This window comes from Klebsiella sp. 4_1_44FAA, assembly GCF_000238715.1.
In the GTDB taxonomy this organism is placed as follows: domain Bacteria; phylum Pseudomonadota; class Gammaproteobacteria; order Enterobacterales; family Enterobacteriaceae; genus Klebsiella; species Klebsiella pneumoniae.
Genome location: NZ_JH414799.1, coordinates 625,172 through 646,961, shown reverse-complemented (window position 1 = coordinate 646,961; position 21,790 = coordinate 625,172). Strand labels below are relative to the sequence as shown.

General features: G+C 59.5%; 14 protein-coding genes and 1 pseudogene. 6 read left to right on the top strand and 9 right to left on the bottom strand.

Features of this window, described 5'->3' with window-relative positions; all coding sequences use genetic code 11:
* Positions 1-36: 36 nt before the first annotated feature.
* Entirely contained in the window at positions 37-1,326 is a 1,290-nt protein-coding gene (gene bioA, locus HMPREF1024_RS17385) for an adenosylmethionine--8-amino-7-oxononanoate transaminase (protein WP_032451362.1), read from the top strand.
* A 70-nt stretch (positions 1,327-1,396) separates the two neighbouring features.
* Entirely contained in the window at positions 1,397-1,873 is a 477-nt protein-coding gene (locus HMPREF1024_RS17390) for a kinase inhibitor (RefSeq protein WP_002895575.1), read from the top strand.
* A gap of 724 nt (positions 1,874-2,597) precedes the next feature.
* Here the strand turns inward: HMPREF1024_RS17390 and HMPREF1024_RS17395 are convergent.
* The 6 genes from HMPREF1024_RS17395 to hutI form a co-directional block, all read right to left on the bottom strand.
* A complete protein-coding gene (locus tag HMPREF1024_RS17395) occupies positions 2,598-3,980 on the bottom strand; it encodes an amino acid permease (RefSeq protein ID WP_004142109.1) in 1,383 nt (460 codons plus the stop codon).
* A gap of 98 nt (positions 3,981-4,078) precedes the next feature.
* The gene (hutH, locus tag HMPREF1024_RS17400) at positions 4,079-5,605 is read right to left on the bottom strand and encodes a histidine ammonia-lyase (protein WP_009308205.1); all 1,527 of its coding nucleotides are present in this window, start codon (positions 5,603-5,605) and stop codon (positions 4,079-4,081) included.
* Positions 5,602-7,290 carry a urocanate hydratase gene (gene hutU, locus HMPREF1024_RS31745; protein ID WP_004151699.1) on the bottom strand — a complete coding sequence of 563 codons (1,689 nt, stop codon included), beginning with the start codon at positions 7,288-7,290 and terminating at the stop codon, positions 5,602-5,604. Before hutU ends, hutH begins: the two co-directional genes overlap by 4 nt.
* Before the next feature lie 142 nt (positions 7,291-7,432).
* Positions 7,433-8,158 (bottom strand): histidine utilization repressor, encoded by a 726-nt coding sequence (locus tag HMPREF1024_RS17410; RefSeq protein WP_002895358.1) that lies wholly within the window; start codon positions 8,156-8,158, stop codon positions 7,433-7,435.
* A gap of 61 nt (positions 8,159-8,219) precedes the next feature.
* On the bottom strand, positions 8,220-9,176 hold the full coding sequence (gene hutG, locus HMPREF1024_RS17415) for a formimidoylglutamase (protein WP_009308204.1): 957 nt from the start codon (positions 9,174-9,176) through the stop codon (positions 8,220-8,222).
* Positions 9,173-10,492: an imidazolonepropionase gene (gene hutI, locus HMPREF1024_RS17420; RefSeq protein ID WP_004182478.1), complete on the bottom strand. Its 1,320-nt coding sequence runs from the start codon at positions 10,490-10,492 to the stop codon at positions 9,173-9,175. Before hutI ends, hutG begins: the two co-directional genes overlap by 4 nt.
* A gap of 154 nt (positions 10,493-10,646) precedes the next feature.
* On the opposite strand from hutI, the gene HMPREF1024_RS17425 reads away from it, so the two are divergent.
* On the top strand, positions 10,647-11,930 hold the full coding sequence (locus HMPREF1024_RS17425; protein WP_004142122.1) for a putative acyl-CoA thioester hydrolase: 1,284 nt from the start codon (positions 10,647-10,649) through the stop codon (positions 11,928-11,930).
* A gap of 273 nt (positions 11,931-12,203) precedes the next feature.
* Here HMPREF1024_RS17425 and HMPREF1024_RS17430 read toward each other — a convergent pair whose 3' ends face one another.
* Both HMPREF1024_RS17430 and HMPREF1024_RS17435 read right to left on the bottom strand, forming a co-directional pair.
* The gene (locus tag HMPREF1024_RS17430; protein WP_004179084.1) at positions 12,204-14,891 is read right to left on the bottom strand and encodes a cation-transporting P-type ATPase; all 2,688 of its coding nucleotides are present in this window, start codon (positions 14,889-14,891) and stop codon (positions 12,204-12,206) included.
* A 51-nt stretch (positions 14,892-14,942) separates the two neighbouring features.
* Positions 14,943-15,374 carry a universal stress protein gene (locus HMPREF1024_RS17435; protein WP_004183465.1) on the bottom strand — a complete coding sequence of 144 codons (432 nt, stop codon included), beginning with the start codon at positions 15,372-15,374 and terminating at the stop codon, positions 14,943-14,945.
* A gap of 533 nt (positions 15,375-15,907) precedes the next feature.
* Between HMPREF1024_RS17435 and HMPREF1024_RS17440 the strand changes: the two genes are divergently transcribed.
* The 3 genes and pseudogenes from HMPREF1024_RS17440 to HMPREF1024_RS17445 all read left to right on the top strand — a co-directional run bounded on the left by HMPREF1024_RS17440 (position 15,908) and on the right by HMPREF1024_RS17445 (position 21,021).
* Positions 15,908-16,993, top strand: a complete 1,086-nt coding sequence (locus HMPREF1024_RS17440; protein ID WP_009308203.1) for an efflux RND transporter periplasmic adaptor subunit — start codon at positions 15,908-15,910, stop codon at positions 16,991-16,993.
* Positions 16,994-20,059, top strand: a pseudogene (locus HMPREF1024_RS0126130) (efflux RND transporter permease subunit).
* A 38-nt stretch (positions 20,060-20,097) separates the two neighbouring features.
* A complete protein-coding gene (locus HMPREF1024_RS17445; RefSeq protein WP_002895284.1) occupies positions 20,098-21,021 on the top strand; it encodes an acyltransferase in 924 nt (307 codons plus the stop codon).
* 16 nt (positions 21,022-21,037) lie between these two features.
* Here HMPREF1024_RS17445 and HMPREF1024_RS17450 read toward each other — a convergent pair whose 3' ends face one another.
* Positions 21,038-21,544 (bottom strand): hypothetical protein, encoded by a 507-nt coding sequence (locus HMPREF1024_RS17450; RefSeq protein WP_002895283.1) that lies wholly within the window; start codon positions 21,542-21,544, stop codon positions 21,038-21,040.
* Between the last annotated feature and the right edge of the window lie 246 nt (positions 21,545-21,790).

Genomic DNA, 21,790 nt, shown 5'->3' with positions numbered 1-21,790 from the left:
AACCTAAATGTTTTCAAAATGGTTTACAAGTCGCTTATGACACTGGACGATCTCGCTTTCGATCGGCGCCACATCTGGCACCCCTACACCTCTATGACTTTCCCCCTGCCGGTCTACCCGGTGGTGTCCGCCCACGGTTGCGAGCTGTCCCTCGCCGGCGGCGAACAGTTGGTTGACGGTATGTCTTCCTGGTGGGCGGCGATCCACGGCTACAATCACCCACGCCTCAATGCGGCGCTGAAGGGGCAAATTGACCAAATGTCGCACGTGATGTTCGGCGGGATCACCCATCCGCCGGCAGTTGCGCTATGCCGTCAGCTGGTGGCGATGACCCCGGCCTCGCTGGAGTGCGTTTTCCTCGCCGACTCCGGTTCGGTGGCGGTAGAGGTGGCGATGAAAATGGCGCTGCAGTACTGGCAGGCTAAAGGCGAACCACGTCGTCGTTTTCTGACCTTCCGCAACGGCTATCACGGGGATACCTTCGGAGCGATGTCGGTCTGCGATCCGCAGAACTCGATGCACAGCCTGTGGCAGGGCTACCTGCCGGATAACCTGTTCGCCCCCGCGCCGCAAAGCCGCTTTGACGGCGAGTGGGACGAGATGGATATGGTACCGTTTGCCCGCCTGATGGCCGCGCATCGTCACGAAATCGCCGCGGTGATCCTCGAACCTATCGTCCAGGGGGCGGGCGGCATGCGGATGTACCATCCGGAGTGGCTGAAGCGGGTGCGTAAAATGTGCGACCGGGAAGGGATACTGCTGATCGCCGATGAGATTGCCACCGGCTTTGGCCGCACCGGCAAGCTGTTCGCTTGTGAACACGCCGGGATTACCGCCGACATTCTGTGTCTGGGCAAAGCGCTGACCGGCGGCACCATGACCCTTTCCGCCGCCATCACCACCCGAACGGTTGCTGAAACCATTAGCAATGGCGAAGCCGGTTGCTTTATGCACGGCCCCACCTTTATGGGCAATCCGCTGGCCTGCACGGTGGCCAGCGAAAGCCTGCGCCTGCTGGAGAGCGGCGAATGGCAGCCGCAGGTTGCGGCGATTGAAGCCCAGCTGCAGGCCGAGCTGGCCCCGGCGCGGGGATCTGCGCTGGTCGCGGACGTCCGCGTGCTGGGTGCTATTGGCGTGGTTGAAACCCGTCGCCCGGTCAACATGGCCACCCTGCAGCGCTTTTTCGTCGAGCAGGGAGTCTGGATCCGTCCGTTTGGCCGGCTGATTTATCTGATGCCGCCGTACATCATCACGCCCGAGCAGCTGACCCGCCTGACCCGTGCGGTCAACCAGGCAGTGCAGGACGAAACATTTTTTAGCGAATAAATAGCGGAATTGCGTCGTCGGGAAGGCTACACTTCTTTGTTAATCAGCGCATTATCAATGAGGATGAAGCATGAAACTGATCAGTCACGATCTCCAGGACGGCGGTAAGCTGCCTAATCGTCACGTCTTCAACGGCATGGGCTACGATGGCGACAATATTTCGCCGCATCTGATGTGGGATGATGTGCCCGCGGGAACCAAAAGCTTTGTGGTGACCTGCTACGATCCGGATGCGCCGACCGGCTCCGGCTGGTGGCACTGGGTGGTCGCTAACCTGCCGGCCGATACCCGCGTCCTGCCGCAAGGGGCCGGTTCCGGTCAGGCGGAGCTGCCGGAAGAGGCCGTTCAGACCCGCACCGATTTTGGTAAGGCAGGCTACGGCGGCGCGGCGCCGCCGAAGGGCGAAACCCACCGCTATATCTTCACCGTCCACGCCCTGGACGTCGAGAAAATTGAGGTGGATGCTGAGGCCAGCGGCGCGATGGTCGGCTTTAACGTCCATTTCCATTCCCTCGCCAGCGCCTCCATCACCGCCCTGTTCAGTTAATCTTCCCCGGATAGCGGCTTGCGCCTTATCCGGGGTACCCGCGGCGCCATTTGTTTTTCGGGTGGCGCTGCGCTTACCCGACCTACACTACCCCCAGGCCCACGCAAGCGCAGCGCCGCCGGGCGATTGCCGCGGGCACGGAGCCGCTTTTATGCCGGGCGGCGGCTGACGCCTTGCCCGGCCTACGGGGTCCAGACCCAGTATGTGAATCGCCGCCAAACATGGGGCCACTGAAACTGCCGGGGCTGGCGGCCTCAACATCGCTGAGACGTTCCCGGAAGGCCGGGGCAGCCCGCATGGATGCGGGCTGAGGGCCGTGTTTTGCAAGGACGCTGCCTCGGCCCGACCCGAAGCCTGCAGGGATAAGTCGAAGGCACCACGCAGTGGCGATGTTGCTGGCCGAAGCCCGGGGGTACAGGGGGCGGCGGCGACTGGCCGCCCCCTGTGCGCTCCCTGCGCCATGAAAAACAGAGTGCAGAAAAAATAACCGGGAGCGCAAAGAACGCTGAAGTCACACGTGATACACGCTTTTGCCGGACTGAGAAAGTGGCAATCCGATAACAGAATCTACAATACACGTAGACCTACGCAAGCGCAGCGCCGCCGGACGATTGCTGCGGGCACGGAGCCGCTTTTATGCCGGGCGGCGGCTGACGCCTTGCCCGGCCTACGGTCCGTGCCATTTGTAGCCCCGGTAAGCGCAGCGCCACCGGGGAAATTGGCCTTACTGTTCAGTGACTACCTGCAGCGCCGTTTTACGCACCCGCGCATACCACACCACCGTCAGCAGCCCGAGCCAGACCAGGCCGGCGATCAGCGCCATCCGCGTTTCGGCAAACATCCCTAATACGGCGATGACCAGCCCCATAAACAGCAGCGTCAACAGCGGCGCAACCGGCCAGAACGGAATGGGAAAGGCGATCTGGCTGCGCTCTTCGGCAGACAAACCGCGGCGCATGGCAAAATGGGATAGCAGAATCATCAGCCACACCCATACCGTGGCGAATGCCGCCAGCGAAGCAATTAGCACAAATACCTGCTCGGGGATCAGATAGTTCAATACCACCGCCGCCAGCAGCGCGCCGCCCATGACCACCACCGTCATCCAGGGCACACCGTTGCTGGCGATGCGCTGGAAGCTTTTCGGCGCCAGCCCCTCTTTCGACATGCCGTACATCATGCGTCCGGCGCCAAAAATATCGCTGTTAATCGCCGAGATGCTGGCGCTGATCACGATGATGTTAAGGATGGTCGCCGCCGCCGGGATCCCCAGACCGTCGAAAATAAGCACAAACGGACTCCCCTGTTCGCCAAAGCTGTTCCACGGGAAGATCGCCATCAGTACCGCCAGGGTGCAGACGTAGAACAGAATAATGCGCAGCGGAATGGTATTGATGGCCTGCGGGATCACCTTCTTAGGATCCTTCGCTTCCGCGGCGGTGACGCCGATAATCTCCACCCCGCCGAAGGCGAACATCACGATGCCAAGCGAGGCGATAACGCCCTGCCAGCCGTTAGGGGCAAAGCCGCCGTGGCTCCAGAGGTTTTCCAGCCCGGTGGCCGGGAAGCTGTGGCCAAAGCCAAAGAAGATGATCCCCGCCCCCGCCAGCATCATGGCGATAATCGCCACCACCTTCACCAGAGACAGCCAGAACTCCATCTCGCCAAATACCCGCACGTTGCACAGGTTCATCGCGCCGATAAAGAAGATGATGCTGAGGATCCAGATCCAGCGCGGCACATCGGGGTACCACAATCCCATATAGATGCCGAAGGCGGTGACGTCGGCCAGGGCGACGATCACCATTTCAAAGGTGTAGGTCCAGCCGGTAATAAACCCGGCCAGCGGCCCGAGATACTGGCGGGCATAGCTGCCGAAGGAGCCGGAAACCGGGTTGCGCACCGCCATCTCGCCCAGCGCGCGCATGACGATAAACACCGCCGCGCCGCCAATCAGATAGGCCAGCAGCACCGCCGGGCCCGCCGCTTTGATGGCTGAGGCCGAGCCATAGAACAGCCCGGTGCCGATAGCGGAGCCGAGCGCAATAAACCGAATGTGTCGGGCATTGAGCCCGCGGAGCAGATGTGGCTTGTGTTGTTGTTGCATATACAGGTGTCCTGATTTTTTTATATGACGACAAATATGCGGTGTAGGGCGGTCGGGGGAATGACTTCCCCCGACGCGGGTACAGAGAACAACGGTGATTAATGCAGTACGGCAGGCAGCAGACGCGTCAGGTGACGGGCCGCCAGAAGCGCAATGGCGTTATCGATATCCGGGGCGAAGTAGCGATCCTGCGTATAGTGCGGCACGCGTTCGCGCAGCAAGTGACGCGCCTCTTCCAGCAGCGGACTGGTGGTCAGTCCTTCGCGCATATCCAGCCCCTGCGCCGCCGCCAGCCACTCAACGGCCAGCACCCCGCGGGTGTTCTCGGCCATCGCCCACAGGCGGCGACCGGCCGCCGGCGCCATCGAGACGTGGTCTTCCTGGTTGGCAGAGGTGGGCAGGCTGTCAACGCTATGCGGGTGCGACAGCGCTTTGTTTTCACTGGCTAAGGCCGCCGCCGTGACCTGGGCAATCATAAACCCGGAGTTGACGCCGCCATTTTTGACGAGGAACGGCGGCAGCTGCGACATATGGCTGTCCATCATCAGCGCGATGCGGCGCTCGGAGAGCGAGCCGATTTCGGCGATCGCCAGCGCGATATTATCCGCGGCCATCGCCACCGGTTCGGCATGGAAGTTACCGCCGGAGATGACGTCATTTTCGGCGGCAAAGACCAGCGGGTTATCGGAGACCGCGTTGGCTTCAGCCAGCAGCACCTCAGCCGCATGGCGGATCTGCGTCAGGCAGGCGCCCATCACCTGCGGCTGGCAGCGCAGGGAGTACGGGTCCTGCACCTTGCTGCAGTTATGGTGCGACTGCGAGATCGCGCTATCGTCGGTCAGCAGGTGGCGATACAGCGCCGCCGCATCAATCTGCCCGCGCTGGCCGCGCACTTCATGGATGCGCGCATCAAACGGACGACGTGAGCCCAGCGCCGCTTCGGTGGTTAACGCCCCGCAGACGACCGCGGAGGCGAACAGATCCTCGGCTTCGAACAGACCGCGCAGGGCAAAAGCGGTCGAGGCCTGGGTGCCGTTGAGTAGCGCCAGCCCCTCTTTCGCCGCCAGGGTAATCGGCTCCAGCCCCACCTGACGCAGCGCTTCGGTGGCCGGCAGCCATTCGCCGCCGCGTACCCGCGCTTTACCTTCTCCGAGCAGGGTCAGCGACATATGCGCCAGTGGCGCTAGGTCGCCGGAAGCGCCGACGGAGCCTTTGGCCGGGATCCACGGCGTCACGCCGGCATTCACCAGGCCAATCAGCGCCTGGATCACGCTCAGGCGGATCCCGGAGAAACCGCGGGACAGGCTGTTAATCTTCAGCACCATAATCAGCCGCGCCAGATCATCGTCCAGCGGCTCGCCAACGCCCGCCGCGTGGGATAGCACCAGCGAACGCTGCAGGTTCTCCAGATCTTCCGTCGAGATACGGGTTTGCGCCAGCAGGCCAAAACCGGTGTTGATGCCGTAGGCGGTACGCCCTTCGGCAAGGATGGCGTTGACGCAGGCCACGCTCTCGTCAATGGCGGCAAACGCGCCGCTGTCGAGGGTAATATTTACCGGGTTGCTGTAAACGTCGCGGAGCTGCGACAGGCTGAGTTGACCCGGGATCAAAGTTAAAGATTTCATTTAGCGTTCCCCTGCGTTGCCGCCACCATCGGAAGATTCAGACCCTGTTCCGCCGCGCATTCAATGGCAATCTCATACCCCGCGTCGGCATGACGCATCACGCCGGTGGCCGGGTCGTTGTGCAGGACGCGGGCGATACGCGCCGCCGCTTCATCGGTACCATCGCAGACGATAACCATCCCGGAGTGTTGCGAGAAGCCCATGCCTACCCCGCCGCCGTGGTGCAGCGACACCCAGGTCGCGCCGCTGGCGGTATTGAGCAGGGCGTTGAGCAGCGGCCAGTCGGAGACCGCATCAGAACCATCGCGCATCGCTTCGGTTTCGCGGTTCGGGCTGGCGACGGAGCCGGAGTCAAGGTGATCCCGGCCAATGACGATCGGCGCGGAGACTTCGCCGCTGCGCACCATTTCGTTAAACGCCAGACCGAGCTTTTGCCGCCACTCCAGACCGACCCAGCAGATACGCGCCGGCAGTCCCTGGAAGCTGATGCGCTCGCGCGCCATATCCAGCCAGTGGTGCAGATGCTGATCATCTTTGATGATCTCTTTCACTTTCGCGTCGGTTTTGTAGATATCCTGCGGATCGCCGGACAGCGCTACCCAGCGGAACGGGCCGATACCGCGGCAGAACAGCGGGCGGATATAGGCCGGCACGAAGCCCGGGAAATCGAAGGCGTTGCTGACGCCCACTTCCTGCGCCATCTGGCGGATGTTGTTGCCGTAGTCGAAGGTTGGGACCCCCATCTCATGGAAGGCCAGCATCGCCTGCACGTGATCGGCCATCGAGCGTTTCGCCGCCAGAATAGTGCCCTGCGGGTCGGATTCGGCTTTCTGCTGATACTCTTCCCAGCTCCAGCCTTTCGGCAGATAGCCATGCAGCGGGTCGTGGGCGCTGGTCTGGTCGGTGACCATATCCGGGCGCACGCCGCGCTTCACCAGCTCCGGTACGATCTCCGCGGCGTTGCCGCACAGCGCGATAGAGATGGCCCGCCCTTCGGCGGTGTATTTTTTGATGCGCGCCAGGGCGTCATCCAGCGAGGTCGCTTGCTCATCCACGTAGCGGGTACGCAGACGGAAATCGATGCGGCTCTGCTGACATTCGATGTTCAGCGAGCAGGCGCCGGCCAGCGTCGCGGCCAGCGGCTGCGCGCCGCCCATGCCGCCCAGACCGGCGGTTAATACCCAGCGGCCTTTCAGGCTGCCCTGGTAGTGCTGGCGACCGGCTTCGACGAAGGTTTCGTAGGTACCCTGCACGATGCCCTGGCTGCCGATGTAGATCCAGCTGCCGGCGGTCATCTGGCCGTACATCGCCAGCCCTTTGGCATCCAGCTCGTTAAAGTGTTCCCAGGTGGCCCAGTGCGGGACCAGGTTGGAGTTGGCGATCAGCACGCGCGGTGAGTTTTCATGGGTTTTGAATACGCCCACCGGCTTCCCGGACTGCACCAGCAGGGTTTCATCGCTCTCCAGGTTCTTCAGCGCCTTCACGATAGCGTCATAGCATTCCCAGTTGCGCGCTGCGCGACCAATACCGCCATAGACCACCAGCTCGTGCGGGTTTTCGGCGACATCGGGATCAAGATTATTCATTAACATACGCAGCGGGGCTTCGGTCAGCCAGCTCTTCGCGGTCAGCGTCGTGCCTCTTGGCGCACGGACGTCCAGCTGGCGATATTTGCTTTGCGACATCGGGGTTTCTCCTGACAATGAACGTTGTTTACGTAGATACATATACTTGTCTATACAAGCATGCGCAAGCCAGGATTTAACAGAAATGATACAATTTTGTTATATTGCGTCAGCAATCACGTTTTGCTGACGCCAGCGTGGATCAGGAGCCAAAGCGCCCCTGCAGACGATATCGGCTACCGGGGAACAGCAGGCGCGCGTGGGAGACGATGTGGGTTGTCGACCAGGTGCGACGACGGATCAGCAGGCACGGATCGTGGGCGTGAATATGCAGCAGCGCGCACTCTTCCGCCGTGGCCTGCACCGCTTCAACAATATGTTCACCTTCGGTTAACGGCGCGATCAGCGACAGGTAATCATGGGGCGTGGTGGCGGTGTAGTCCTGATGCAGATAGTCCGGTACCACTGCGGCATTGACGCAGCGATCTTCGATTTGCACCGGCACCTCGTTTTCGTAATGCACCATCAGCGAGTGAAAGATGCGGGTGCCTTCCGGGACGCTGAGCGCCGTCGCCTGAATATGATCCGCCCGGGTCTCCTCCAGCAGGAGTACCTCACAGCGGTGCTGATGGTGACGGGCGACAATTTCTGCGGCAATACTGCGCACCTCGAACAGCGCCGACTGCCCTTTCGGCTCGGCGACAAAGGTTCCCACCCCTTGCAACCTGACCAGCAGGCCTTCGTCCGTCAGCTCGCGCAGCGCGCGATTGATGGTCATTCGGCTGAAGCCGAACTGGGCCACCAGCTCAGCTTCCGACGGGATACGGTCATGCGGTCGCCAGACGCCGCTGTGGATCTTTTCGCTGATCGCCTGCTTCACCTTTTCATAGAAAGGCGCGGGCGCGGAACGAGGTTGTTGTGCAAACATGGCCTGGCTTTCCTTATGCGTAATAAGCGGAGCGGCGAAACGAAAATAATAGCGCGGATCGCTAGCGCCACCAATGGGCGATTTGCCATGCCACACGGGCCGCCGCGCGAGCGCCCTGACCGTCAATGTCAAACAGCGGGTTAAACTCCACCAGATCCACCGCCTGCAGCTTACCGCTGCGGCACAGCGGTTCAACGATGCGCAGCAGCGTGGCCAGCGGCACGCCCAGCGCCGCCGGGGCCGACACCGCCGGCATTTCTCGCGCCGGCAGCACGTCGAGATCGATAGTCAGATACAGACGGTCGAATTGCGCGATATTGCGCTCAAGCTCCGGCAACACGCGAGTTTCGAAGGCTGTCAGCACCTCCAGATCTTCAATGATAGCCACCTGGCGGCGCGCCGCTTCATCCCATAGCGCCTGGGTGTTCGCCGCCCGGCTAACCCCGATGCAGGTATAGTGAAAACCGCGCTGCTGCGCGTCACACTCCAGCGCCAACTGGCGGAACGGCGTCCCGGAGCTGGCGCATTCGGCAAAGCGCAGATCCAGATGCGCATCGAGATTAATAATGCCCACTTTTTCGCCCGGGAAGGCGTCCAGTACCCCAGCGCCGTGGCCGAAGGCCGTCTCGTGGCCGCCGCCCAGGACCAGCGTGCGTTTACCCGCCCGCTGACAGTCGGCCACCGCCTCGCGCAGCGCCTGATGCGCGGCTTCTAACTGCTCGCCGTCGACGCTGATGGTGCCCATATCCACGCAGCGGTCATGACCCTGATGGCTGGCCATATTGGCCAACGCCCGGCGCAGGGTCGCCGGGCCGTCCGCTGCCCCGGTACGCCCCTTGTTACGCCGGACCCCTTCGTCACAGGCGAAGCCGAGCAGCGCGATATCGCCGGGCATCTCCTGCGGCGCGAAGCGTTCCGCGCGGGCGATGGTCTGGAACAGGCGCAGCGCATTGGGCGCTTCCGCGCTGTCGTCGCGTCCCTGCCAGAGACTGGCTGGCGTAGCTTGCCACAGCGTCATTGCAACTCTCCTTGAACAACGCGATGCCAGAGCGGACTGCGCCCCGGCTCATACACCATCTCGACGGGATGCTCAGCATCCCAGATGGCGAAGTTAGCGACAAAGCCCGGCGCCAGCTGGCCGTGGCTGGCCTGGCGCCCCAGGGCCCGCGCGGCATGGCGCGTCACCCCGGCCCATGCCTCCTCCGGCGTCAGGCCAAACTTGACGCAGGCCATGTTCATCGCCAGATGCAGGCTGGCGAAGGGGCTGGTGCCGGGGTTGAAATCGGTCGCCACCGCCATCGGCACCTGGTACTTGCGCAGCAGCTCGACCGGCGGTTTACGGGTTTCATTAAGGAAGTAGAACGCGCCGGGGAGCAGGGCTGCCACGGTGCCGCTTTCGCGCATCGCCGCCACGCCCTCTTCCGTCAGATACTCGATATGGTCGGCGGAAAGCCCATGATAGCGGCTCACCAGCTGCGCGCCGCCCAGCGACGAGAGCTGCTCAACGTGGCCTTTTACCGGAATGCCCAGCGCCTGCGCCGCCTGAAAGACGCGCTCAGTTTGCTGCGGGCTGAAGCCGACGTTTTCGCAGAAGACGTCAACGCTTTCAAACAGTCCCTCCTGCCACAGCGTCGGCAAAATGGTCTCGCAGACCAGCGTAATATAGCCGTTAGCATCGCCTTGATATTCCGGCGGCGTGGCGTGGGCGGAGAGCAGCGTCGCCGACAGTTCCACGCCATTATGATCGGCCAGTTGTCGGGCGACCCGCAGCATTTTGCGTTCGTTTGGCAGGTCGAGGCCGTAGCCGGATTTGATCTCCAGGGTGGTCACCCCTTCACGCAGCAGGCGTTCCAGACGCGGCTGGGCCAGCGCCAGTAGTTCAGCTTCGCTGCTGTCGCGCGTGGCGCGCACGGTGGAGTTAATGCCGCCGCCGCTGGCGCTGATGGTTTGATACGACACGCCGTTCAGCCGCTGCTCCCACTCCTGGGCCCGGCTGCCGCCGAAGACGAGATGGGTGTGGCAGTCGATTAATCCCGGCGTTACCAACCGGCCTTCAAGATCGATACTGCGCCCGCTGGGGACGTCATCTTCGGCGACAATCGCCGCGATGCGGCCGTCGCGCACCAGCAGCGCATGGCGCTCCAGCAGGCCGTAAGGTTGAGCGTGATCGGGGTTCAGGGTGGCGAGACGCCCGTTTCGCCAGATAACGAGTTCGGAAGTGGCTTCAGTCATAGCGCTTAACTTGTCATGGGTTGTATAGACATTTATTTTCATAACGCCGGTAAAGTCAACAATAGCGCAGGGAAATGTTATTTTTTTGTGACTAAAGACCATCCGGCAGGGCTGCGCGTTGCGTAAAGACGGTAAGTTTTTCCGTCCACGTCTTCCCGTTTCGTTCAAGTTAGTATAAAACAGCAGGTTTTAAAGGACTTATACCCTGGCGTCTCAGCCGGGGTATTTCACTACGCTTAATTTTGCCCGGAGCAACATGAACACATATTCCGTTTCCCGTCTGGCGCTGGCGCTGGCCTTCGGCGTGACGCTGTCCGCCTGTAGCTCGACGCCTGCCGATCAACAGCCCTCAACGCAGACTGCACCGGGCACTACCGCGCGTCCCATACTCAACGCCGAAGAAGCGAAAAACTTCACGCCGGCGGCCTATTTCCAGTCGCTGGCTCCCAACGCCGCCGCCTGGACGCCGTCTGCTATCAGCCTGCCGGCGCAGCCTGACTTTATCGTCGGCCCTGCGGGAACCCAGGGCGTAACCCATACCACCATTCAGGCGGCGGTGGATGCCGCAATTGCCCGTCACTCTAACCGTCGTCTGTATATCGCGATTATGCCGGGCGAGTACCCGGGAACCGTCTACGTTCCGGCGGCGCCGGGCGCCCTGACCCTGTATGGTACTGGCGATAAGCCAATCGACGTGAAAATCAGCGAAGCCATTGATTCCGAGATGGATCGCAACACCTGGCGTCGTCTGGTCAATCCAGGCGGTAAATATATGCCGGGTAAACCGGCGTGGTATATGTTCGACAGTTGCCAAAGCAAATCCGCGGCGACCGTCGGCGTAATGTGTTCCGCAGTCTTCTGGTCACAGAATAATGGTCTGCAGCTGCAGAACCTGACCATCGCCAACAACCTCGGCGACAGCGTTGACGCCGGTACCCACCAGGCGGTGGCATTGCGCAGCGATGGCGACCAGGTGCAGATCAATAAGGTCAATATTCTTGGCCGTCAAAACACCTTCTTCGTGACCAACAGCGGCGTGCAAAACCGTCTGCAGGACAACCGTCAGACCCGCACCCTGGTGACCAACAGCTACATTGAAGGCGATGTGGATATCGTTTCCGGCCGCGGCGCGGTGGTGTTTGATAACACCGATTTCCGCGTGGTGAATTCCCGTACCCAGAAAGAGGCCTACGTCTTCGCGCCGGCTACTCTGAAGAGCGTGACCTACGGCTTCCTGGCGACCAACAGCCGCTTCACCGCCTCCGGGGATAACGTCGCGCAGCTCGGCCGCGCGCTGGACGTCGATGGCAACAGCAACGGCCAGGTGGTGATCCGCGACAGCGCTATCAATGAAGGCTTTAATATTGCCCAGCCGTGGGCGGCGGCGGTAGGCTCCGGCCGCCCGTTCAGCGGCAACACCGGCAGCGCCGATGACAAAGGCAATCTGCAGCGCAACCTCAACGACAACGGCTTCAACCGCATGTGGGAGTACAATAACCGCGGCGTGGGAAGCACCGTGGTCGCCGAGCCGAAACAGTAAAGCGCAACAAGCGTGAACCATAATAAAAGAGAGGGCGATGCCCTCTCTCAAACTGCTGACAACGTGCAATCTTCAGGAATTGCCCGGCGGCGCTGCGCTTGCGTGGGCCTACAGATAACTGCATAACGGTTTGATATTGAAGTCTTTCGTAGGCCGGGTAAGGCGAATGCCGCCACCCGGCAGAAATGCGAGCATAATGACGAAACAGGTTTGTCGTCAGCCAGAGAGGGGGCGATGCCCCCTCTTTTCTTTTTCGTTCAGCGCTTCACGCCGTCAGGCGGAACGCCATTTGCGGGTCAGCGGTTTTTCCAGTTCCACGATCAGGAACATGGCGAAGCCGATGATAAAGGTGATCACCCAGTAGCGGAACGGCAGCCCGGTGGTGCCGAACAGCATCTGCATAAAAGGCGCGTAGATAATCAGCAGCTGCAGCAGCAGCAGTACGCCGCTGACGATCCAGATCCCTTTGTTGGCCAGCAGACCTTTGGTTAACGAGAATCCATCCGATACGCGGCAGTTCAGCATATAGAACCACTGGGCGGTGACCAGAGTCTGCAACAGCACGGTACGAATAAACTCCGGCGAATAGCCGCGCGGCTGCAGCCAGGCTTCGAGAATAAAGGCGCTGACCGCAATCATTGACCCCACAAACGCTACGCGCCAGATGGCAAAGCCGTCCATCACGTGAATTTTCGGATCGCGCGGCGGCCGCCGCATAATATTTTTCTCACCGGCTTCAAACGCCAGGCCAAACGACAGCGTGGCGGAGGTGGCCATGTTCATCCACAGGATCAACACCGGCGTGAGCGGCAGTACGTTGCCCGCCAGCAGCGCGATCACGATCAGTAACCCCTGGGCAAGGTTGGTCGGCATGACGAAGAGAATGGTTTTCTTCAGGTTGTCATACACCCGGCGCCCCTCGCGGACTGCGCTGGCGATGGTGGCGAAGTTATCATCGGTCAGCACCATATCGGCGGCCTCCTTGGTCACCTCGGTCCCCTTGATCCCCATCGCCACGCCGACGTCAGCCTGCTTCAACGCCGGGGCATCGTTCACCCCATCGCCGGTCATTCCGACAATTTCTTTCTTACTCTGCAGAGCCTGCACCAGGCGGAACTTATCTTCCGGGCTGGTGCGGGCGAAGATATCAAACTGCTGCGCGGCTACGCTCAGCTGCGCGTCGTCCATCACCTCCAGCTCGCGTCCGGTAATGGCATTTCCCGCATTGCCAATCCCCAGCATCTTGCCGATGCTCATCGCCGTTTGCGGGTGGTCGCCGGTGATCATCTTCACGCGGATCCCGGCCTGCAGGCAGTCGGCAATCGCCGTGATGGCCTCCGGACGCGGCGGATCCATCATCCCGGCGACCCCTAGCAAAATCACCCCTTGCTGCAGATCCTGATGGGTCAGTTCGGTCTGGCCTGCGGCAGCCGGCTTCCAGGCTGCGGCCACCATCCGTAGCCCTTCCCGGGCGTACTCTTCAATTTTGCCTTCCCAGTACGGGAGATCCAGCGGCTGCAATCCGCTGTCGCTCTGCTGATACTGGCACAGGCGGAACAGGACATCCGGCGCGCCAGTGACCAGCACTACCTCCTCTTCACCCAGCCGGTAGAGGGTCGACATGTATTTATATTGCGAATCAAAAGGAATTTTACTGCGCAGTTCGCTGGTCAGCGGCGGCAGAGTGACCTTCGCCGCCAGCACCTTCAGCGCCCCCTCGGTCGGGCCGCCGGTGATTTTCCACAGCCCGCTCTCCTCTTTGATAAGCTGGCTGTCGTTACACAGATCGATGGTGCGCAGATAGCGCTCGAACAGCGAGCCGGGCGCGATCGTGACCGGCGTCGGATCGTCAATGGCGTGGATCTTACCGACCGGCTCATAGCTATCCCCTTCCACCCGATAGACGCTGTCGGCAGTGATCACCGCCTTCACCGTCATTTCGTTCATGGTCAGGGTCCCGGTTTTATCCGAGCAGATAACCGTCATCGCGCCGAGGGTTTCCACCGTCGGCAGCTTGCGGATAATCGCTTTCTGACGGGCCATCGCCTGTACGCCGAGCGACAGAATAATCGAGATAATCGCCGGCAACCCTTCCGGGACCGATGCCACCGCGAGGCTAATCAACGACAGCATCAGTTCGGAGACCGGCATATCGCGGAACAGCAGGCTAAAGACGAACAGCGCCGCCATCATCACCAGAATAAGGATAAAGATGGCTTTGCCCAGCTTGTCCATTTGCACCAGCAGCGGCGTGCGGTGTTTCTCAATGCCCGCCATCATTTGGTTGATATGGCCCAGCTCGGTATCGCCGCCGGTGGCCACCACGATCCCTTTTCCCGCCCCTGAGCTAACGGTGGTCCCGGAAAACAACAGGTTGCTGCGATCGCCGAGCGGTAAATCGCCGCTTAGCGGCTCGGTGGTTTTTTCCACCACCGTCGACTCGCCGGTGAGGATCGCCTCTTCCACCCGCAGGTTGTGCGCCTCAATCACCCGTAGATCGGCGGGGATACGGTCGCCGGCGCGGATCACCACGATATCGCCAGGTACCAGCGAGGTGGTGGGGATGGTTTCATGGTTGCCCTGACGGATCGCCACCGCCTCGCTGGACAGCATATTGCGGATACTCTGCAGCGATTTTTCCGCATTACTCTCTTGAATGAAGCCGATCAGCGCATTGACCACCGCCACGGCGAGGATCACCGCCATGTCGATCCAATGGCCCATCACCGCCTTGAGCAACGCTGCCGCCAGCAGGACATAGATCAGCACATCGTTAAAATGCGCAATAAAACGCAGCCAGGCGGGTTTACCCGGCTTCTGCGGCAGGGCGTTTTCGCCATACTGCTGCAGGCGCGTAGCCGCCTCTGTTCCGCTAATCCCTTCCGGCGAACTCTGCACGCTGGCGAGAGTCTCCTCGACGGAGCGCTGATAATAGGGCGCCCCCGGTTTATCTGTATTCATACTCTTTCCCTCGATTTCTGAAGCGGAAGTCAGGGCGACATCCCGCCATCATCAGCGCACAACGAACACTGGTACATGGGCATAGCGCACGATATTGGCCGCTTCAGAGCCCAGCAGATGAGTCTGGATACCCGGATTGCGCGAACCGACAATCACCACATCCGCTTTCAGCTCATCGGCCAGGGCAATCACTTGATCGCGAACATTGCCACTGCGCACATAAAGATGGCTGGCGTCTTCCGCAAGCCCATTTTTCTTCACCAGCTCGCTCAGCTTTTCCTTAGCGGTATTAAGCAAATGGTCTTCCATCTTTCGGGCATCAGAGATAAATCCGCGGGTTAATACAGGAGAAAAGGCCGGAATAACATGGATAAGATGAATTTGCCCGGCAGAATGTTGGGCGAGGAATTTCGCATGAGAGAGCGCTTTGTCGGCCAGGCCCGCATCAAACACGTCAACGGGAACAACGATATTTTTATACATGAGATAATCCTTTTATTACCAATACAATGCGTAGTGATGAATAGCCCCTTACTTGGGGAGGAACGAAATCTCAACAACAGAAGCGGCGAGCGGAATAGATGTTATTAAACGTAGCACAGGAAAATTAACATTAGAAAATGGCGGATTAATAGACTGAAAAATATTATAAAAACCGCATATACCCTGCGGATCTCCTGCGCTTTCCCCTCAATGCCGCCAACGCTCGCGGCATTCTCTTTTTTAACACTTCATATTTTCTCCGACTATGCTGATTACAAGCAGGCATGCCGCTCCGAATGTCCGGTGGTCACAGTGGGGGCCGAATTAAATGACATTCACGGTTCGGGTGGGAGTAAAGGGAGGAAATTATGTTGGGTTATAGCCTGTTACGCCTGGGTTTGTTTGTCGCGCTGGCCATTGTCGCCTGCACAGCGGTGGGGCTCTTCACTTATCTGGTCGTCGCCGCTCTCGCAGAATAAGCAGGCGCCATGTAATAAAAATGTAAAATAAATCCTGAATCTGAGGGGAATATTGTGAACCGTTATTTTTCTCTCATCCCGGTTGTTATTATATTTACAACCGCTTGCGATCAGAAAGCACCCACCGTCGAGTCCGCCCCGCGCATGGTTAAAGTGGCGCAGGTGACCGCCGTGGGCAATACCCAGCAGCGAACGTTTCCGGCACGCATTGAGTCTGGCGATTCCACCGAACTGTCGTTTAAGCGGGGTGGCCAGGTGGAGTCGCTAGATATTCGTCAGGGGGCAAGCGTCGCCCAGGGGCAAACGCTGGCGCGCCTGAATGCCCGCGAGGCCCAGCAACGGGTCAATGAGCGGCAAACGGCGGCCACTCTCGCCCAGCGTCAGTTCGACCGCTTCCAGACTCTGGCCGGGCGCCAGGCGATTTCCCAGGCGGAGATGGACGTGCAGCGCGCCAATCGCGATGCCGCCAATGCGGCCTTAAAAATCGCTCGCGAAGAGCTGGCGCAAATGAGCCTCATCGCGCCCTTTAGCGGGATTGCCGCCGGCGTGCATATCCGCAACCATCAGGTGGTCGCCGCCGGCCAACCGATGATCACCCTGACGCGGACCGACCTGCTGGATGTGGTCTTCAGCATTCCCGAAAATCTGTTCACCTCCCTGGATATCCGCAATACCGCCTACCGTCCCGTCGTCAGGATCAATACCCTGCCGGGCCGCGAGTTTACCGCGGAATACAAAGAGCATACCGGCAGCAGCGACAATAGCACCCTCACCTGGCAGATCGTGTTAACCATGCCGCGGCCAGATGATTTTCCCGCCGTCGGCGGGGTCAGCGGCACCGTGACGGTCAATCTCGGCAATTTACCGGCCAGCGCCGGACGGGAAACCCTCATTGTGCCAGCGGAGGCGGTGTTTAACCCCGATAACCGGCCAAAGAACGAGCCGGTAGTCTGGGTGGTGAAAGGCGATAACGCGCATCGATATCTTGAGGAGCGTAAGGTCGCCGTCGGCGAGGTGACTTCGCAGGGAGTGGCGATCACCGACGGTCTCCGCGCGGGTGAACAGGTGGTTGCGGCGGGCGTGAGCGAGCTGCATGCCGGGCAGCCGGTGCGGGTCTGGACGCGTGAACGAGGATTATAAATGGATATTTCCCGTCAGTTTATTAACAACCCGACCCGCGTCTGGTTAGCCATTTTGCTGTTAGGGGTGGGTGGCCTGTTCGCCCTGCTCAATATCGGCCGCCTGGAAGATCCCGCCTTCACCATCAAAACGGCAGTGATCGTCACCCACTACCCTGGCGCGTCCGCTCAGCAGGTGGAAGAGGAGGTTACCCTGCCGCTGGAAAACGCGATTCAGCAGCTTCCCTCGCTGGATAACGTCAGCTCCATCTCCTCGAATGGCTTATCGCAAATTACGGTGAATATTGCTTCGCAGTACCATTCCAGCGAGCTGCCGCAAATCTGGGATGAGCTACGTCGCCGGGTCGGTGACGCCAGCCGCCTTTTCCCCCCTGGCGTAGTCCCCCTTTCGTCAACGATGACTTTGGCGATGTGTTTGGCTTTTTCTTCGCTATCTCGGGCGACAGTTTTACCAACCCGGAGCTGGTGCGCTATGCCGAACAGTTGCGCCGGGAGCTGGTGCTGGTGCCGGGGGTCGGTAAAGTCGCTATCGGCGGCGTCATTCCGCAGCAGATCAATGTGGATATCTCGCTGGCGAAGATGGCGGCGCGCGGGATCACCCTCAACCAGCTCGCCGCAATCCTGGCCCGACTCAACGTGGTGTCCAGCGCCGGGGAGATCCGCGTTGGCAGCGAATCGATCCGCCTCCACCCCACCGGTGAGTTTCAGAGCATCGATGAGCTGGGAGATCTGCTGGTCAGCCCTCACGGCGCCAGCGCCACCACCCGACTGCGGGATATTGCTACGCTGTCGCGCGGGCTAACCGACTCGCCGGCCAGTATCTATCATGCCAACGGGCGCCAGGCGGTGACCATGGGAGTTTCTTTTATCCCTGGCGTCAACGTTATTGACGTCGGCCACGCTCTCGAGGCCCGCCTCCAGCAGATGGCCGCCGACAAACCGGCGGGCATCAACATCGCTATTTTTTACGATCAGGCAGCTGAGGTCGCCCACTCGGTCAATGGCTTTATTACCAGTTTTCTGATGGCCCTGGCGATTGTCGTCGGCGTGCTGCTGGTATTTATGGGGGTGCGCAGCGGGATTATTATTGCTCTGTCGCTGGCGCTCAACGTTCTCGGCACCCTGCTTATCATGTATATCTGGGGGATCGAACTACAACGGATCTCCCTCGGAGCGCTTATCATCGCCCTGAGTATGTTGGTGGACAATGCCATTGTGATTGTCGAAGGGGTGCTTATCGCCCGTCAGCAAGGCTCTCCGCTGCTGGGCGCGATTAACTATGTAATCCGTCGCTCTGCCCTGCCGCTGCTTGGCGCGACGATCATCGCCATCCTCGCCTTCGCGCCGATTGGCCTCTCCCAGGACTCTACCGGGGAGTATTGCAAATCGCTGTTCCAGGTGCTGCTGATCTCCCTGATGCTGAGCTGGTTTTCCGCTCTGACCATCACCCCGGTGCTTATTAAGTGGTGGCTGTTTAAAAACGCCCCGTCGGCCGCCGCCGCGGAGGAAAAGGCCGATCCTTACCGCGGCAGCTTTTACCGTGGCTATCAGCAGGCGCTGCGAATACTGCTGCAGCAAAAGACCCTGACCCTGGTGCTGATGGGTGCGCTGTTAGCCGGAGCGATCTGGGGCTTTACCTTTGTTCGGCAGAATTTTTTTCCGTCATCGAATACGCCTATATTCTTTGTCGACCTGTGGCTACCCTACGGTACCGATATAAACGCCACGGAGAAGATGACCCGGGATATCGAGCGGTCGATAGCCGGTCAGCCGGGGGTGGTCACCACCGTCTCCACCATCGGCCAGGGCAGTATGCGTTTCATTCTCACCTACAGCGGGCAGCGCCAGTACAGCAACTACGCGCAGATTATGGTGCGGATGGATGATCAACGCGGCATCGCCCCTGTCACCCGCCACGTGGAGGACTGGATTGCCAGAAACTACCCGCAGGTTAACGCCAGCACCAAACGCATTATGTTCGGCCCCTCCGGAGATAGCGCGATTGAGGTGCGCATTAAGGGCCCAGACCCGGATACGCTGCGCGCGCTGGCGAGTCAGATAGGCGATATCCTCGCCGCGGACCCGGCGACCGACAGCGTGCGTAATGACTGGCAGAACCGCAGCAAAGTGATCCGCCCGCAGTATTCCCCGGCGCTGGGACGCGAGCTGGGGGTGGATAAACAGGATATTGATAACGCGCTGGAGATGAATTTCTCCGGGAGTCGCGCCGGGTTATATCGTGAAGGGGCCGATCTGCTGCCAGTGATCGTCCGGCCGCCGGAAGCAGAACGTCAGGATGCCAACCATCTGAATAATGTGCTGGTCTGGAGCCAGAGTCGCCAGCAATATATCCCGCTGAGTAACGTCATCAATGGTTTCGCCCTGGAGTGGGAAGATCCGTTGATCCTCCGCCGGGATCGTACCCGGGTGCTGACGGTCCAGACCGACCCCAGCCCGCTAAGCGGCCAAACCTCGGGTGATATTCTCGCGCGGGTGAAACCGCGCATTGACGCACTGCCGCTGCCCCACGGCTACCGTATCGAATGGGGCGGCGATGCCGAGAACTCCAGTGAGGCGCAGCAGGGGCTGTTTACAACCCTGCCGCTTGGCTATCTGGTGATGTTTATCATAACGGTGCTGATGTTCAGTTCGCTGAAAAACGCCGTCGCCATCTGGCTGACCGTTCCGCTGGCGCTGATCGGGGTCACTCCCGGCTTTCTGCTTACCGGCATCCCCTTCGGCTTTATGGCCTTAATCGGCTTGCTCAGCCTGAGCGGTATGCTGATCCGTAACGGCATTGTGCTGGTAGAAGAGATAGAGCAAACAAAAACAGGAGAAAGATCAACGACAAGCTATTATTGATGCGGCAACCTCTCGTCTGCGGCCGATCCTGCTGACCGCCTTCACCACCGTACTTGGCCTGGCCCCGCTGCTGCGCGATGTCTTTTTCCAGAGTATGGCGGTGGTGATCATGTTCGGCCTCGCCTTTGCCACCGTGCTGACGCTGCTGGTTCTGCCGGTTATTTACGCCTGCTTTCACCATAAGGATATGACGCCTCAACGATGAACAGTACCGGTCTGAGCATTATCAAGACATTAGGCTGTATGACAGCGGTGACCTTTTTCACCATCTATAACACCTGGGATCGCTTTGATTATGACTATCACTGGATCCTCGGGCTGCTGACCTTTATCTCGACCATCGCGACGCCGCTGTTTTTTGTCGTGGCCGGTTATCTTGATGCGCAGACGCGCCACGATGCCAACTGGCAAATTGGTAAAATTAAAAGCGTGGTCATCGTCTTTCTGTTTTGGGTGACGGTCTATTATGTCTGGGAGCCTTACCAGCGCGGCTACCTGATCCAGCCCTGGTTTATTTTCGCCCTGATTGTCATCTATACCTTTCATCCTTTGATCGCCTGGCTCAGCCAGCGGCGCGGGCTCTTTTTCGCCGTGCTCCTGACGCTGCTGTGCTGCTCCTACGGTTACGACCTGCTCTCGGTGATCTACCCGGACAGACATCTTTTCAGTTTGCCGCCGCAGTATCGCCTGTGGACATGGCTACTGTTTTATTTAACCGGGCAGTTGTTTAACGATCCAAAGGTCGCGGAGTGGATACGCAACCCACAGGTGATTAAAGGGTCGATTATCGCCCTGCCCTTTGTCTATTTATTTACCTGGTTTTATGAACGCCATTTCTTCTTCGCCCTGTTTAAAGCAGATCGTAATGCGTTCATTCTCACGGGATCGCAAATTTATATCCTGATCGTCCTGCTGGTGATCGCCGCTAACGCCGTGCAGTTTAAAAAGAACCGCGAGTGGAAAGAGGCCGTGCTGGCGACGGTCAGTAAAGCGATGACCGGAGTTTATATCCTCCACTATTCCGTGTTTCACCTGCTGGTGATGCTCATCCCTGTGCATTCGCTAGCCACCAAGTTGGGGGTAATAGCGCTGACCTTTGTCCTGTCGGTGCTCATTTCCCTTGCCGCGCTCTCCAGTACGCTGCTCAGGAAGGTGATTACCTTGTAACCGACAACGGGACGATTTAGCGGAAGCTCCACTGGATACTGATCACAAACACGCTGGGAATAATAATGCCGCTTTCAACGGCGAAATAATCGGTGAAGTTATACTGGATAGCGTGGTAGATATAGGGTGAAAAGCCGATCCCCGTGGCGTCCTTAAAGTCTTTATAGGAGCCATGATCGCCGCAATGCTCGAAGGCGTCGAAGAAGAATTCGCCGGTATAGCCGTAAACGCCTTTGAAGGTCCACCCGCTGCCGCTGTGGTACCAGTCTCTTCTCACCCCCAGCGCCAGGCAGCGATCGTTGAAGCTGTTATTCATAGTGCCAAGCAGAAGGCTGTATTTGGAGTCTGCAGAGAATTTCCGCTCCACTGAGAAAAAATGATTTTCGAAATTCTCTGTATATTGTCCGTGATTATTGGTCAGATGGTAAACATAGGAACCGGTATTCACAGAATAGAGGTTAAGTTCGTTCGCCTGCGCGAGAGAGGCTAACCCGGCCAGGAGCATCACGCTTTTGCCGCGCATTTTCCCTCCTCAGTCCTCAAGGCCTGTCCAGGGACAGAAAGCTTTTGCCGTATTTACCGGTCGTGACAGGGGTATAAGACTCGACAGGGAAATGGGGGAAAAATAACGATGCCAAACCGCCGCGTCGTTACCAAAAAGCGTAGCACAGCCCTTATTCGCCAACAAATCGAATGGGCCGTTTACGACATGGCAGACGTTACCCCTTTACCTTACTGTGCAAAAAGCAGACAAAGCCTCATCATATTT

Bases quoted from the DNA above. Each gene is read 5' to 3' on its own strand.
- HMPREF1024_RS17445 (WP_002895284.1), top strand. From the start codon at position 20,098: ATGACAGCGGTGACCTTTTTCACCATCTATAACACCTGGGATCGCTTT.
- HMPREF1024_RS17390 (WP_002895575.1), top strand. From the start codon at position 1,397: ATGAAACTGATCAGTCACGATCTCCAGGACGGCGGTAAGCTGCCTAAT.
- hutI (WP_004182478.1), bottom strand. From the start codon at position 10,492: ATGGTCTTTAGTCACAAAAAAATAACATTTCCCTGCGCTATTGTTGAC.
- bioA (WP_032451362.1), top strand. From the start codon at position 37: ATGACACTGGACGATCTCGCTTTCGATCGGCGCCACATCTGGCACCCC.
- HMPREF1024_RS17450 (WP_002895283.1), bottom strand. From the start codon at position 21,544: ATGCGCGGCAAAAGCGTGATGCTCCTGGCCGGGTTAGCCTCTCTCGCG.
- HMPREF1024_RS17395 (WP_004142109.1), bottom strand. From the start codon at position 3,980: ATGCAACAACAACACAAGCCACATCTGCTCCGCGGGCTCAATGCCCGA.
- HMPREF1024_RS17410 (WP_002895358.1), bottom strand. From the start codon at position 8,158: ATGTTTGCACAACAACCTCGTTCCGCGCCCGCGCCTTTCTATGAAAAG.
- HMPREF1024_RS17430 (WP_004179084.1), bottom strand. From the start codon at position 14,891: ATGAATACAGATAAACCGGGGGCGCCCTATTATCAGCGCTCCGTCGAG.
- hutU (WP_004151699.1), bottom strand. From the start codon at position 7,290: ATGTCGCAAAGCAAATATCGCCAGCTGGACGTCCGTGCGCCAAGAGGC.
- hutG (WP_009308204.1), bottom strand. From the start codon at position 9,176: ATGACGCTGTGGCAAGCTACGCCAGCCAGTCTCTGGCAGGGACGCGAC.
- HMPREF1024_RS17425 (WP_004142122.1), top strand. From the start codon at position 10,647: ATGAACACATATTCCGTTTCCCGTCTGGCGCTGGCGCTGGCCTTCGGC.
- HMPREF1024_RS17435 (WP_004183465.1), bottom strand. From the start codon at position 15,374: ATGTATAAAAATATCGTTGTTCCCGTTGACGTGTTTGATGCGGGCCTG.
- hutH (WP_009308205.1), bottom strand. From the start codon at position 5,605: ATGAAATCTTTAACTTTGATCCCGGGTCAACTCAGCCTGTCGCAGCTC.